The organism is Acinetobacter sp. TYF_19 (genome assembly GCF_043105125.1).
GTDB classification, from domain to species: domain Bacteria; phylum Pseudomonadota; class Gammaproteobacteria; order Pseudomonadales; family Moraxellaceae; genus Acinetobacter; species Acinetobacter johnsonii.
Genome location: NZ_JBICLH010000084.1, coordinates 202,550 through 215,576 on the forward strand (window position 1 = coordinate 202,550; position 13,027 = coordinate 215,576).

Here is a 13,027-nt window from a genome sequence, read left to right on the forward strand (position 1 = left end):
ATCAAAATGCCTATTAGGTGTATTTTGTTGTGCTCATTTTAATATGGCTTTATATGCGCAAAATATATCAAGTCAACAGGCTGAGCAGGCGATTGATCGAAAATATGCAGCGCTAGATTTTTATGCGGTGAATCAACAGATCGAAAATGATGTGATTGATTTAATCCGTGAAAATGCAGAAAGTTATGCTTATTCTTTCCCCAAATTGACTGAAAATCTTAGACTAAAGATTAATGCCTCACCAGACCAACTGCTTAAATTCTATACCTTTGATGTAGGTGGTGGCGGTACTATGGGTGAATTTTCATCCTATGTGCAGATGAAATCGAGCAATTCCACTAAACTTCAGCCTTTAGAAACAGGCTATATTTTAAAGATTGACCAAGTGAAATGGGGTGCACAGCCGATTTATCTGATTCAAAGTTATTACAAAGGCGATAGTTGTCACGGTCTTTATCAAATTCAAGCTTTTAAAATGCACGCCCAAGCTTTGATAGCAACACCAGTTTTTCAGACCAAAAACAAGCAACTAAGTTCGATTGAAGTAGATTATGACTGTCATTATGACGAAGAACGACAAGGTTCATATATTCGTGTTGCAAAGGACTTAAACAAGATTGATATCACTTTATTAGATCAAAACAGCCGCCCGACTGGAAAGTACTTACGTTATCAGCGTTCAAATACAGGCTATCGGTATACAGGTGTGACGAAATAAACAACGGGTAAGTAGGAAACTTACCCTATATGGTTAATGGCTATAGGTGGTAATGATCACATCGACTGGATATTCAGCACCATCTAAACTTTGAATGTCATGTTCTCTGATTTTGACTATTGGCCAAGTGATTAGCTTACAGTTGTCGCGCTGTAAGGCATGATAATAATGATCGGACTTAAAAAATTTAAGTTTATCGGCAGCGGAGTTAGGTTTGAGTTGGTGTCTAAGCCATGGGTCTTGAACTTGAGTTTCTAAAAAACGTAAAGCCAGTAGGCATTTGATCCGTGTGTTAAATAGACGTCGGTTCTTAATAACCAGTGGATGTTGGATTAAGCGTTGAATGCCGCGTTCCGTTTTCGGCAAGATGAATTGCGGCGCGTTTTGAAAAACATAGACCGATTGAGCGACCTGACAAATCGATTCGAGGGCAGTTACTGTATGCTGGTTGGTGCCAATAATTGCGACCCGTTGTTCAGTAAAAGCATGTTGTTTAATTTCTGATGCGGCAATCAATTGCCCTTTAAAATGCTGAAAATACTCGGGATGGTTTTGAAATAAACCAGATCCGTTGTCTGTTGAATGCAAATTGACCATGCTCGATCCTTAATTGTTTTTTATCGTCTTTCCTTAATTTATTATTTTTAGTGCTTTTGCTCTAAAAAGGCAAAGTGATAAATTGTCTGAGCAGTCACGCTAACTTTAGTCTAGACATAGCAGCAGTTTTTGCAGGGTTTTAAGGATCTTTTAGATATCGGCTGAGATTTTGGTTATTCATTTATGCACGTCGCCTTATGGGTATGCATTAATACGCATAAGGCGATTCACTTCATTTGTACTTAACTGTTTTTGATCTGCATGAGACGTTCAAAGTTTTCTAAACGTTTGTCCGTGTCATAGATGTCACAGGTGAAAATAAACTCATCAACATCATATTCTAAAAGAAGCTGTTTTAAGCCTTCTTTCACCGTGCCATTGGAACCGATCTGGGCCATGGCATAAAAACTGTCTACTGACATTTTTTCCGCAGGTGACCATAGGCCGTCCATACTGGCAATCGGTGCTTTTAACTTTAAACTTTGACCGCGCATGAGACCTAAAACACGTTGGTAGGCACTGGTCGCTAGATATTCAGCTTCAGCATCGGTTTCAGCAACGACTGTTGGAACACCCATAGATACATAAGGTTTCGATAAGTATTCAGAGGGTTCAAAGTTTTCACGATAGAGCTGAATCGCTTGTTTCAGCATACGCGGTGCAAAGTGTGATGCAAAAGAGTAGGGAAGTCCGAGTTTTGCAGCCAGTTGTGCACTAAATAAACTTGAACCGAGTAGCCATACAGGCACATGTGTCCCTTGCCCCGGAGTTGCAATGATGCGTTGATTTGGCTCAGCATCTTTAAAGTAATGCAGAATTTCTAAGACATCTTGTGGGAACTGATCTTCAGTTTCTTGACGGCCACGACGAAGTGCACGCATGGTCATTTGGTCTGTACCCGGTGCTCGACCTAAACCTAATTCAATCCGGTTTGGATAGAGTGTTGCAAGTGTACCGAATTGCTCCGCTACGATCAGTGGGGCATGGTTTGGGAGCATGATACCGCCAGAGCCCACTTTTAAAGTTGAGGTATTCGCGAGTAAATAGCCGAGTAGCACCGCAGTTGCAGAGCTGGCAATACCATCCATATTATGATGTTCTGCAAGCCAAAGTCGGCTATAGCCTAAACGCTCAGCTTGTTGGGCCAATTTTAAGCTATGCTGTAGGGTGAGTTGTACAGTTTGATCTTCGCGGACTGGAGCTAATTCTAAAATAGAAAATTGAGTCTCGGACAACGTGCGCATTCTACTTCTCAGTTTTGCTTTATATATCGAAATAATACGATATAACTGTTATTTTGTATATCGATTTTATTCGATATTCTGGTTGTTTTATATAAGGTGTTGATTTAAAAATGAAACTAAATATCTATTCAACATCGTTGAACCGCACCAGTCACATATGCGTTTAAAGCAAAAAGAAGTAAGCAACTGCATCGCAGAAACGATACAGTGTCTTTCTTAAATGTAGTGGTCAGATAAAAAAAAGCACCCGAAGGTGCTCTTTTATTTGAGAATGTTTTATGCGGCGCTTAACGTTTACCGTTTTTGTACCATCCCAAGTGACGGCCATTGTCACCACGATAGTCACGACCATTATATTTATAATTGCTATTACGGTAGCCGCGGCTGTCATAACGACGATCATAACGGTTATCGTAACGGCGGTCATATTCATCATCGTAACGACGGTCTTCAGAGACTTTTTTACCTAGAACTGCGCCACCCGCTGAACCGAGACCTGCACCAATATACCCACCATTGGTACCGCCCATGTTTTTACCTACGGTATAACCACCAGCACCACCGAGTGCTCCACCAATGATTGCACCATTACGGTCACGTTTGTTGGCTGAAGCAGCTGCACCTGCACCACCACCAATGGCAGAACCAATCATCGCGCCTGTTTGCCCACCCATTTGGTTACCAATCGCGGCACCGACAACACCACCTAATGCAGACGTCAGTGCGGTATTGGTTGTATTACCTGCATATGTTGTGGTCATCGTTAATGCTGAAGCTGCAATTACGGTACTCATTAAAATTGATTTAATTTTCATTTTTAAACTCCTAAGAGCATGTCTATTTTGTCTTGATTTCACTTTAGCGAAACAAGTTGGAAGAATAATGAAGAGAAATTTTATCGAAACCGTTGCTTTGGTAAGTGCTGTGTAACGACTCTTCGTATTTTCTACCAGTTTGGCTGATGTGTTGTTGCGTCTAAATCTGTGCCATAAAAAAGCACCCGAAGGTGCTTTCAATGACATCTTTACGATGCAGCTAATTAATGGTGTTTATGTTTTTTCTTCCATTTTTTACCATGGTAAGAGTCATACTGTTTATCTTTTGAGATTTTGTTGCCGAGTGCTGCCCCGCCCGCTGCACCTAATGCAGAACCCACGTAGCCACCATTGGTTCCGCCCATGCTTTTACCTACGGTATAGCCCGCACCACCACCGATCGCACCGCCAATAGCAGATTCAGTACGATGACGTTTGTCACTTGCAACTGCTGCACCACCTGCACCACCAAGTGCTGCGCCAATAGTTGCACCAGTTGTGCCGCCCATGTTTTTACCAATTGCTGTCCCTGCAACACTACCTAAAGCACTGGCTGCTGCAACGCGAGTTGTGCTGTCTGCATACGCAGTTGCAGTAAACATAGATGCCGTTGCTAATGTTGCTGACATTAAGAGTGTATTAGGTTTCATGTGTTTCTCCATGTCCAACATTGGTTGAACTGTCTTACTTTTTTCAATGTGGCTAATGTAACAAAAAGATTCCAGTTAATTGTGGAGAGTTAAAACTAAATTGAAACCCGTTGGTTTCTTGTTTGTATCAGTTTTATTACAAATGTGAATAAGCAGAATGAAATTTATCCAAAATCATACAAATGTGGATAAACCTAGGAGTGATGCAGTTCACACTCTGAATTTTGAGCTGAAATGACCTATTTAAAAGATGTATATGAAATAAGCTGTTTTGCATTTTTTAAGCGTTAGTAAGCGCATAAACACGCTTTAAAAGTGTATCAATCCACTGAGGCGTATAAAGTAAACGTCGCTCAGGATTGAATAAAGATGTTCTTTGCGTGATAGAGCCGTTAAACTAAGCGCAAATTTTTTGGTGCTGTGAAACTGTATTGCAGCCTTTATATTGAGATATTTTCCTAATGAAAGAATCGTTACGTTTACGATTAGATCAACTTTCTGACCGTCACGAAGAATTAACAGCATTACTTGCAGATGTAGAAGTCATTTCGGATAACAAACGCTTTCGTCAGTTGTCACGTGAACATAGTGATTTAAGTGAAATCACAGAAGTTTGGACCAAGTACAAACAAGCAGAAGCTGATATTGAAACGGCTGAAGCGATGCTGTCAGATCCTGATTTTAAGGAAATGGCTGTTGAAGAAATTAAAGAAAATAAAGCTATTATTGCGTCTTTAGAAGCTGATTTAAATATCTTAATGATTCCGAAAGATCCAAATGATGCGAACTCTGCATATTTGGAAATTCGAGCGGGAACAGGCGGTGATGAAGCTGCTATTTTCTCGGGTGATTTATACCGCATGTATACCAAGTACGCTGAATCACAAGGCTGGCGTATTGAAGTGTTGTCTGAAAATGAAGGCGAACACGGTGGTTATAAAGAAATCATTTGCTTGGTGAATGGTGAAGGCGTTTACGGTCGCTTGAAGTTTGAAAGTGGCGCGCACCGTGTACAACGTGTACCTGCAACAGAGTCTCAGGGTCGTGTACATACTTCGGCGTGTACCGTTGCGATTTTGCCTGAAATTGATGTCGATACAACGGTCGAGATTAATGCATCAGACTTACGTATTGATACCTACCGTGCCTCAGGTGCGGGTGGTCAGCACATCAACAAAACCGATTCAGCTGTGCGTATTACTCATATTCCAACAGGAACCGTGGTGGAATGTCAGGAAGAGCGTTCGCAGCATAAGAACAAAGCCAAAGCGATGGCTTTACTTGCTTCACGCTTGGAAAATGCAAAACGTGCAGCAGCTGATGCAGCAACTTCTGAAATGCGCCGTGACTTGGTTGGCTCGGGCGATCGTTCAGAACGTATCCGTACCTATAACTACCCGCAAGGTCGTATGACCGATCACCGTATTAACTTAACTTTATACAAGTTAGACGCGGTTATGGAAGGTGATTTAACTGAACTATTAGATAGCTTACATCGTGAATATCAAGCAGATCAGCTTGCGATGCTTGCACAGCAGAATGGTGGATAATGAATATTGCCCAAGCTTTGGCTTTACGTGGTGAAGCCGAGAGTTACGAACGTCAAGAGAACGCATGGTTGCTGGAACACATTACCAAAATTGATTCTTTTGATTTGGTTATGAAAAAAGATCAAGTGCTGACCAATGAACAAGAGCAGGCTTATGTTGCTGCCTTGGCACGAATTGAAGCAGGTGAACCTTTGGCCTATGTGACAGGTTCACAGCCGTTTTGGACATTGGATCTGATTGTCACTCCTGACACTTTAGTGCCACGTCCAGATACCGAGGTACTGGTAGAAACTGTATTACGTTTAGACTTACCTGAAGATGCCCGAATTGTCGATTTAGGTACGGGGACGGGTGCGGTTGCGCTTTCATTGGCCAGTGAACGGGACACATGGGACATCACGGCTACCGATATTTATGAGCCAACTTTAGCCGTTGCGCAGCAAAATGCAGAAAAGCATGACTTAAATGATGTGACTTTTGTGTGTGGCAGTTGGTTTGCACCGCTAAATCGAAAGTTTTTTGATGTGATTGTCTCGAACCCGCCGTACATCGATGCTGATGATGCTCACATGCAAGACTTAGCAACTGAGCCTGAACGTGCCCTAGTTGCTGCGGATCATGGTTTGGCTGATTTGAAAGTCATTATCCAGCAAGGTAAAAAGCATTTAACTCTTGATGGCTGGGTGGTACTTGAGCATGGTTATGATCAAGGTGACGCTGTACAGAAAATCTTTAAAGAAGCGGGCTATAAACAAGTCCGTACGGTGAAAGATTATGGTGGAAATGACCGCGTTACTTTAGGGCAGTGGACACAATAATTTCATTGTTCCCTCCAAAATAAAAGCGCATTCGATGCGCTTTTATTTTTTCTACCTTATGTTCCAAATACGTCACGCCAACGCAGTAGCCAAGTCTCGATGGCCTTCATGATGCTATCACTGAATTTTCCGAGCACGGCTAAAAGAATAATCGCTAAGATCACAATATCGGGACGTGAAGTTTCTCGGCCATCACTCAGTAAGTAGCCTATGCCTTGTGTCGCTGCAATGAGTTCTGCTGCAATCATAAACATCCATGCCAAACTTAAACTGTTGCGCAGTCCCGTTAATATCCCCGGAGATGCCGCAGGCAAAATAATCTGTTGCACTTGCTGCCAGTACTTCAGTCGATAGACTCGTGCGACTTCGATGAGCTTGCGATCAACCCCTTTAATCGCTGCGACAGTGTTGGTATAGGTCGGAAAAAATGCGCCAATCGCAATTAGGGTAATTTTCGATGCTTCATCAATTCCCAACCACAGTAAAAGTAGAGGAATCCACGCTAAGCTCGGGATGGATTTAATCGCTGAAAAACTGGGTTCTAAAAAAGCTTCAACCTGTTTATTGAGTCCCACCAAAATCGCAAACATTAAAGCTAGAGCACTCCCAATAAAAAAGCCTAAAAACACCCGCCATGTACTGGTCCAGACATGCATCCATAAATCTGCCTGCCATAAATCTAGAAAGGTTTGCCATAGACTACTGGGAGCAGGCAATAAATAAGGTTCAATAAAACCAGCACGGACTAGATATTCACAAGCAATCAGTAAGAGCGCTGGAAGGGTGATCGCTTTGAGAACACTCTTCAATTTCAACTGAAATGAGGAACTCTTTTTCACTACAATAGGGCTGAAAGAGCTCGCGACTGACTTGGTCATTATTTGCTTACAACCTTTTGTGCATATTGTGGTTTAAACAACTGAGTCACGACTTGATTAACATTGCTGCCTTTACGAACTAAGTCTTCTTCATTCAAAATGCCGCCAGACTTTTGTAATGCAGCAATCTGTTTGGCTGACGGAATGTTTTGATCAAAGTTGGTACGGCTTAGTTGTAATTTTGCGACATTCAACGGCAGTTTGGACTCGCGTGCCAGTAACTCCGCCAATTTCTCTGGATTAGCTTTGGCCCATTTACGTGCTTGCTCATAAGCTTTAATCACGGCTTCAATGGCTTCGGGACTTTGCTGAGTAAAAGACTCTTTGACACTGAGCACGCTATAACTGTTAAACCCAATATTTCGATACAACAGTTTTGCGCCAGACTGCACTTGTGCCGATGCCATCAAGGGATCTAAGCCTGCCCAAGCATCGACTTGACCACGTTCTAAAGCTGTTTTGCCATCTGGATGTTGTAAATGAACCAGTTGTACATCACGTTTATTTAGACCCACTGTATCCAGCGCTTGTAAGGTAAATAGAAATGGATCTGTGCCTTTGGTTGCGGCAATTTTTTTTCCTTTTAAGTCTTTTAGGCTTTTAATTTGGGAGTTTTTAGCAACCACCAAAGCAGTCCATTCAGGTTGGCTCTGGATATAAACGGTATTGATTGGACTGCCGTTGGCACGACTGAGTACGGCTGCAAGTCCAGCGGTTGAAGCAAAATCGACACTGCCGCTATTTAAAAATTCCAGTGAACGGTTACTGCCTTGGCTAAATACCCATTTAATTTCAGTTTTAGGTAAGGCTTTTTCTAACAATTTCTGCTCTTTCACCACAAGACTGGTTGGTGCGTAGTAGGCATAATCGAGTTTAAGTGTGTTTGGAATAGCGGCATTGGCATACGAGCCGATCAGACCTAAAATCAGTGAAGTGCTCAGTAGTTTAAAGTTTTTCATGTTGCATCATTTAAATAAGTTCATTTGTGGGTTCTTTTAACCTGATGTATGCGAAAAATAAAAAAGAAAAATGGATAACAAAATATTAAATTGAAATAAGTAGATAATCTTGATTTAAGTATCTGAATTTTAATAACTTGATTGAACTTTATGTGGTTTTTGGAGTATAGAATAACTTTAAAAAAGCATAGAATAATTTCTTCTTATATGAAGATTGCATAACTAAATCATTCATTTTGAATGTAAAAAAGCGACTTTAATAGTCGCTTTTTTAAGGGGGTTGCAAGCTTACATAGGATAGTCTTGTAAGCTATCAAACACTTCAACTTGCTCTAAAGCATCAGTTTCAAGTGCAAGACAAAGCGTCACAATTTTCTTTAGATCAGCTAAATATTGTTCATCTTTAAACGATGCACCTAACTGAAGGGCTTGAATACGGTCAGCACTAATATCCAACGCTTGAGCAGCTTCAATCGCATTAACTTCATTAAAAAATGCAGTAACAGCATGATTTAATTCAAGGTCTGATGCATTGAGAATACCTTGATCCAGTTGCTCTTCAAATTGTGGGGTAGGAGACTGCAAAGCTTGAGTAAAGTTTTGCACCAGACGTTGATCGAGAACATCAATCATTTTAAGCATGTCATAACCTTTAAAAGAAATAAGGTGATTAAACAGGGGGAGTACAGCCGGAAAATAAGCATTAAAGAATGCTTTAAAATTGGTTGAAAAATAATCCATTTTGGAACTTTTTGCAAATAGATTCCGATAAATGAAAGATGGATTTGTTAAGTGAGTGAAAAGATTCAATTTATTAAATTGAGTGCATGTTTACATTTTACGCTATTGCTCAAATGGACTCGGCTTGATCAAAAAGAAGTATTCAAGGTGAAATATTGTGGAGTTTTAATCAAAAAGTTCTTTTATTTTTACTTAAGATATTAAATTATAATAACTTTATTAATATTATCATTGCAATAGTCTTTATTTTACGCATCAGTGATGCGAACTCAAAACATTGTGGAATTGCAATTTATAAGGACATGCTAAAGCAACATGAGGTATATCACCTTGCTTTAGCTGTCTTTGTTTGATGTGGAGAATGATGAATGTTTAAGCCACTAGTTAAAGTGCTTTTGCCTCAGTTGTTCTAGACGGAGTTGATATTGCTGTTGCCATGCACTTTCAGCTAAGGTTTGTTTTTGCTGGTTCATTTCTTGGTTGAGAGCAGCAAGCTCAGATTGATAACTGGCGATCTGTTGTTGTTGTCGAGCGACTTGTTGTTCGCGTTCAGCCAACTGCGCCGCTTCTTTGCCTGAAAAGTAGCTGTTACGAATTTGTTGGGTAATTTCTTGCTGTTGTATTGGGTCGGTGACGCCAATTAAAGCCAATTTAAGGGCTTTATCATAACTACCACTCTGACCATCAATATTTTTGCTCGGGTTTCTATATTGTTGCTGTAGTTGTGAAAGTTCACTCAGTCGTTGTTGTAAGGTCATGTGCGGTGCGCGGCTCAAGAGCTCACCATAAGCAAACTGATAGCTAGCAAACTCTTTTTCTTCAGCAAAGCCGAGTTGGGTTTCTTGCTTACCTAAAGTCTGCTCACGTAAGTTCCAAATTTCCTGATAACGCTGTTGTGGAGTCATTTGTGTGGACATGATTTTAGCTTGCATTTCTTTTTCGTAAAGCGGCAGGCGTTCTATCAATTGTTTTAAAGTCTGAGCAAACTGCTGATCTGGATATTCGGCCAGTACCTGTTTTAATAATGCCTGACAGTTGGTATCGGGGCAGTTTTGCTGTAACTGGTTTAATAATTGTGTGATATTGCCCGGATTTTTTTGAAAATGTTGAATGATTTGTTGGATGGATTCTTGTTGCTGTTGTTGCTGCATTTTTGACTCGTCATTGTTTGCAGCGGCAAGCTTCTCTTGCAAACTGCTGGGTTGAGCAGTCTCTGTAAGGGACGGTGAGGATGCCTGAGTTTGAGCCGATGTGGCATATGATGAGCCAAGGCCCAACCATATCACCACACCGATTACCAATACACTCAGCACCAAAGCGATAAGCCCAAAGCGCTTCATTATTATTCCTTATGGGTTGTATTGGAATTGACCCATTACTGGGAAGTGGTCAGATAAGTCCCAAGTCATAAATACGGGGTCGGCAGCCGAGCGAAGAATACGGACATCGTTACGTGCTTGCATAGGCTGACGGTGGTTATTGGATGACACCACGTAGTCTAAATACTCTACGGTAGAGCCACCCGTGAGTCCTGCACCTGCGAGTTTATTCACTCGTGGATCGAAGGTCGATTCGGTATATCCTGTGCTGACTGGGACCGTACCATTCAAGTTAATTTGCATTTGAGCATAATCTTGCGGCCACAGTAGTTTGTTGACATTAAAGTCACCGCCCATGAGCACGGCATCAAATGATGGAATATTTTGCTTATCGACCAAAGCGCGGATTTGCTTAAATTGTTGCTGGCGCATATCACGTGCCGCATCGGTATCAAACGATGCGGTATGTGTGGAGGTCACATGATAGGCTTTGCCATTCTTGAGAATTTCAGCATAAATCACGCCTTTATCGGCAAAACAGTCAATGCCTGTACAGCTTGGATAAATAAAATGATCCGTTTTTACAATTGGATGGCGACTTGCAACTAATATGCCGCTGTCATAAATATTGAAGCCTGAACCGATTGGAATATAAGTTTGGTACGGATATTCCTGCGCTAATTTGGCCAACATGGCGGTACGACCAGAAGCAAAGGTTTCTTGGAACAAGATCGCGTCGTAGCCTTTTAGATTTTGCGGCAGTTGCTCTAAACGCGAATCAATTTTACTTGCCACCAAAGGAAGAGCATAAATATTGAGTTAAAACTTTAAACTCATCAGCACTGCTGGCAACGGGTTCTGGCACGGTATTTTGATGGATAGTGTAGTGGAAGTCGTCATAACCACCAGTGTATTCAGCTTTAAAAGCAGTCTGCGCTGCTTTTCCTGCATAATTGGTGTTGAAACGCTGAATGTTGCGGTCGTTGAACCATGGTGCAGAGAAATCACTGCTAGATGCAGAGTGTTTAATATCACTGCCAGACCAAGTGCCAGTCATAGATTGCTTCAGCGTGACGCTTGAACCACCGCCTGTAATCACGGTATCAAAATTATAAGTTTGACCTGACTTTACCCCAGTATAACGGTTAAAACGCAGTACACGTTTGGTTTCATAAGGTGCAATTTGGGTGGCTTCTTGAGCCCATTGACTCCCCTGAGTTAAGGTGCGTGTACCATGATGATTAATATTGACGGATACCGTTTCAGGGGTGGTATTGGTCACATAAATGTATGAGTCTGCTATCGCTTGCTGCGTACACAGCAGTAATGATAACCATCCGATATTTTTCATTAAGTTTTTATTTAATTGGGTGCTCATGTGTTCCCTCCATGATGTTTTTATTCAATATTGTGTAAAACAATATGACGAGATCACTATGGCAGGTAATTTTTTTAAGTCAGTGACAAAGTGCGACAGCTCCCTGATTTTCCGATGAATGAGCATCAAAAAATCAATTTAATTTATAAGCTCTGTTGACATTTCATTTGGCCAATCAAAACCAAACCCAGAACAATAGAATGTTGAGGTTTACTTTAACGAGAGAATGGTATGGGTCGGTTTTTTGTTATGTAGAAAGAGCAAGAGCGTTTCGTAGTTGCTTATACCAATCGACTGAAGTTAAGCATCCTTATTTTGACGATAAGCGCCAGGGCTGACCCCAGTCCACTTTTTGAAAGCACGATGGAAAGCACTCGGATCATGAAAATTGAGTTCAGTGCTAATGTCTTGTAATGATACTTGGCTGTTACTGAGCAGCTCAATCGCCATATCACGGCGTATATCATTTTTGAGCTGTTGATAACTAAAACCTTCACTTTTCAGTCGTCGCTGAATAGTCGCCTCAGACATATTGAAATGATGGGCAATTTCAGACAGTTCAAGCCACTGGATCGGGGGTTCTTGCATTAAATAGCGACGAATTTGAGAACTGGTTGAATGTGGATTTTTATAACGGGTCAATAAAATATGTGGGGTTTGCTGAATAAATTGATACCACGATTTACTGTCCTGTTTTATGGGCATTTTTAAATAATTGGCATCGAACTGAATATAGTTTTCAGCCATTTGATACTGGATATTTTCACAAAAACGAACTTTGTAGTCGATGTCATCTGTGGGTGCATCACATTTGAGTTGAATTTGATTCAAAATCACCCGTTGACCCACTAACCAACACATTAGAGCATGAATCAGCATGATGTAAGTTGCGTAACTAAACATGCGCTTGGGCTGTTGTCGTTCGTAAATCACAATATAAGCATAATGTTCTTGCACCATGAGGTGACTGCTAAAGTCGTCTAGTACCAAATTCATAAACTGCAAAATATACTGAATGGCTTGGTCCAGCTGGGTGGTGTGTAATAGTGATTTAGATAAAAACTGAAAACTGCCACGGCGCATAGCATGACGATCCATCCCAAAAAACTCATCATTCATGACATTGGCCAGTTCAGTCCAGAGCTGTGCATATTGATTGACTGAGACCCGTGCTTTTGTCGCACTTAACAATTCGCTATTGATGCCTGCATTTTTCAAAATATCTGCAACTGCGTATCCCTGCTTTTCAGCTTCAAACAATGCTTCGTGTACCAAAGCAATTGAAATGGAATCTTTCTGGGCGTTTGCATGTTCCGATGCAGTCATAGTGGCTTCCATATTTTTATTGTGCATTTTGAGC

General features: G+C 41.2%; 12 protein-coding genes and 1 pseudogene. 3 read left to right on the forward strand and 10 right to left on the reverse strand.

The genetic code is table 11. The features are described 5' to 3' along the window. Positions 1 to 43 precede the first annotated feature (43 nt). Complete coding sequence (locus ACF8FD_RS13870; RefSeq protein ID WP_392453487.1) at positions 44 to 718, forward strand: hypothetical protein; 675 nt, start codon at positions 44 to 46, stop codon at positions 716 to 718. A 33-nt stretch (positions 719 to 751) separates the two neighbouring features. On the opposite strand, the gene ACF8FD_RS13875 is transcribed toward ACF8FD_RS13870, so the two are convergent. From ACF8FD_RS13875 to ACF8FD_RS13890, 4 genes are all read right to left on the reverse strand, one after another. Beyond that, the gene (locus tag ACF8FD_RS13875; RefSeq protein ID WP_126037069.1) at positions 752 to 1,315 is read right to left on the reverse strand and encodes a flavoprotein; all 564 of its coding nucleotides are present in this window, start codon (positions 1,313 to 1,315) and stop codon (positions 752 to 754) included. 242 nt (positions 1,316 to 1,557) lie between these two features. Beyond that, a complete protein-coding gene (locus ACF8FD_RS13880) occupies positions 1,558 to 2,559 on the reverse strand; it encodes an LLM class flavin-dependent oxidoreductase (RefSeq protein ID WP_348937139.1) in 1,002 nt (333 codons plus the stop codon). 287 nt (positions 2,560 to 2,846) lie between these two features. Continuing rightward, positions 2,847 to 3,374, reverse strand: a complete 528-nt coding sequence (locus ACF8FD_RS13885; RefSeq protein ID WP_262470214.1) for a hypothetical protein — start codon at positions 3,372 to 3,374, stop codon at positions 2,847 to 2,849. A 224-nt stretch (positions 3,375 to 3,598) separates the two neighbouring features. Further along, positions 3,599 to 4,024: a glycine zipper domain-containing protein gene (locus ACF8FD_RS13890; RefSeq protein ID WP_125280501.1), complete on the reverse strand. Its 426-nt coding sequence runs from the start codon at positions 4,022 to 4,024 to the stop codon at positions 3,599 to 3,601. Between the two features lie 461 nt (positions 4,025 to 4,485). Between ACF8FD_RS13890 and prfA the strand changes: the two genes are divergently transcribed. Further along, complete coding sequence (gene prfA, locus ACF8FD_RS13895; protein WP_004982013.1) at positions 4,486 to 5,574, forward strand: peptide chain release factor 1; 1,089 nt, start codon at positions 4,486 to 4,488, stop codon at positions 5,572 to 5,574. Continuing rightward, positions 5,574 to 6,392 carry a peptide chain release factor N(5)-glutamine methyltransferase gene (prmC, locus tag ACF8FD_RS13900; RefSeq protein WP_004982010.1) on the forward strand — a complete coding sequence of 273 codons (819 nt, stop codon included), beginning with the start codon at positions 5,574 to 5,576 and terminating at the stop codon, positions 6,390 to 6,392. The genes prfA and prmC overlap by 1 nt, the downstream gene beginning before the upstream one ends. A gap of 56 nt (positions 6,393 to 6,448) precedes the next feature. Here prmC and ACF8FD_RS13905 read toward each other — a convergent pair whose 3' ends face one another. From ACF8FD_RS13905 to ACF8FD_RS13930, 6 genes and pseudogenes are all read right to left on the reverse strand, one after another. After that, a complete protein-coding gene (locus ACF8FD_RS13905; protein WP_234304804.1) occupies positions 6,449 to 7,270 on the reverse strand; it encodes an ABC transporter permease in 822 nt (273 codons plus the stop codon). Continuing rightward, positions 7,270 to 8,229 (reverse strand): aliphatic sulfonate ABC transporter substrate-binding protein, encoded by a 960-nt coding sequence (locus ACF8FD_RS13910; protein ID WP_234304805.1) that lies wholly within the window; start codon positions 8,227 to 8,229, stop codon positions 7,270 to 7,272. Before ACF8FD_RS13910 ends, ACF8FD_RS13905 begins: the two co-directional genes overlap by 1 nt. Before the next feature lie 288 nt (positions 8,230 to 8,517). Continuing rightward, complete coding sequence (locus tag ACF8FD_RS13915) at positions 8,518 to 8,871, reverse strand: hypothetical protein (protein ID WP_029575052.1); 354 nt, start codon at positions 8,869 to 8,871, stop codon at positions 8,518 to 8,520. A gap of 479 nt (positions 8,872 to 9,350) precedes the next feature. Next, on the reverse strand, positions 9,351 to 10,310 hold the full coding sequence (locus tag ACF8FD_RS13920) for a hypothetical protein (protein ID WP_159152825.1): 960 nt from the start codon (positions 10,308 to 10,310) through the stop codon (positions 9,351 to 9,353). Positions 10,311 to 10,319: 9 nt separating this feature from the next. Beyond that, positions 10,320 to 11,640: pseudogene (locus ACF8FD_RS13925) on the reverse strand (sphingomyelin phosphodiesterase). Positions 11,641 to 11,967: 327 nt separating this feature from the next. Further along, the gene (locus tag ACF8FD_RS13930; RefSeq protein WP_234304807.1) at positions 11,968 to 12,993 is read right to left on the reverse strand and encodes an AraC family transcriptional regulator; all 1,026 of its coding nucleotides are present in this window, start codon (positions 12,991 to 12,993) and stop codon (positions 11,968 to 11,970) included. Between the last annotated feature and the right edge of the window lie 34 nt (positions 12,994 to 13,027).

Bases quoted from the DNA above. Each gene is read 5' to 3' on its own strand.
- ACF8FD_RS13870 (WP_392453487.1), top strand. From the start codon at position 44: ATGGCTTTATATGCGCAAAATATATCAAGTCAACAGGCTGAGCAGGCG.
- ACF8FD_RS13875 (WP_126037069.1), bottom strand. From the start codon at position 1,315: ATGGTCAATTTGCATTCAACAGACAACGGATCTGGTTTATTTCAAAAC.
- ACF8FD_RS13880 (WP_348937139.1), bottom strand. From the start codon at position 2,559: ATGCGCACGTTGTCCGAGACTCAATTTTCTATTTTAGAATTAGCTCCA.
- ACF8FD_RS13885 (WP_262470214.1), bottom strand. From the start codon at position 3,374: ATGAAAATTAAATCAATTTTAATGAGTACCGTAATTGCAGCTTCAGCA.
- ACF8FD_RS13890 (WP_125280501.1), bottom strand. From the start codon at position 4,024: ATGAAACCTAATACACTCTTAATGTCAGCAACATTAGCAACGGCATCT.
- prfA (WP_004982013.1), top strand. From the start codon at position 4,486: ATGAAAGAATCGTTACGTTTACGATTAGATCAACTTTCTGACCGTCAC.
- prmC (WP_004982010.1), top strand. From the start codon at position 5,574: ATGAATATTGCCCAAGCTTTGGCTTTACGTGGTGAAGCCGAGAGTTAC.
- ACF8FD_RS13905 (WP_234304804.1), bottom strand. From the start codon at position 7,270: ATGACCAAGTCAGTCGCGAGCTCTTTCAGCCCTATTGTAGTGAAAAAG.
- ACF8FD_RS13910 (WP_234304805.1), bottom strand. From the start codon at position 8,229: ATGAAAAACTTTAAACTACTGAGCACTTCACTGATTTTAGGTCTGATC.
- ACF8FD_RS13915 (WP_029575052.1), bottom strand. From the start codon at position 8,871: ATGCTTAAAATGATTGATGTTCTCGATCAACGTCTGGTGCAAAACTTT.
- ACF8FD_RS13920 (WP_159152825.1), bottom strand. From the start codon at position 10,310: ATGAAGCGCTTTGGGCTTATCGCTTTGGTGCTGAGTGTATTGGTAATC.
- ACF8FD_RS13930 (WP_234304807.1), bottom strand. From the start codon at position 12,993: ATGACTGCATCGGAACATGCAAACGCCCAGAAAGATTCCATTTCAATT.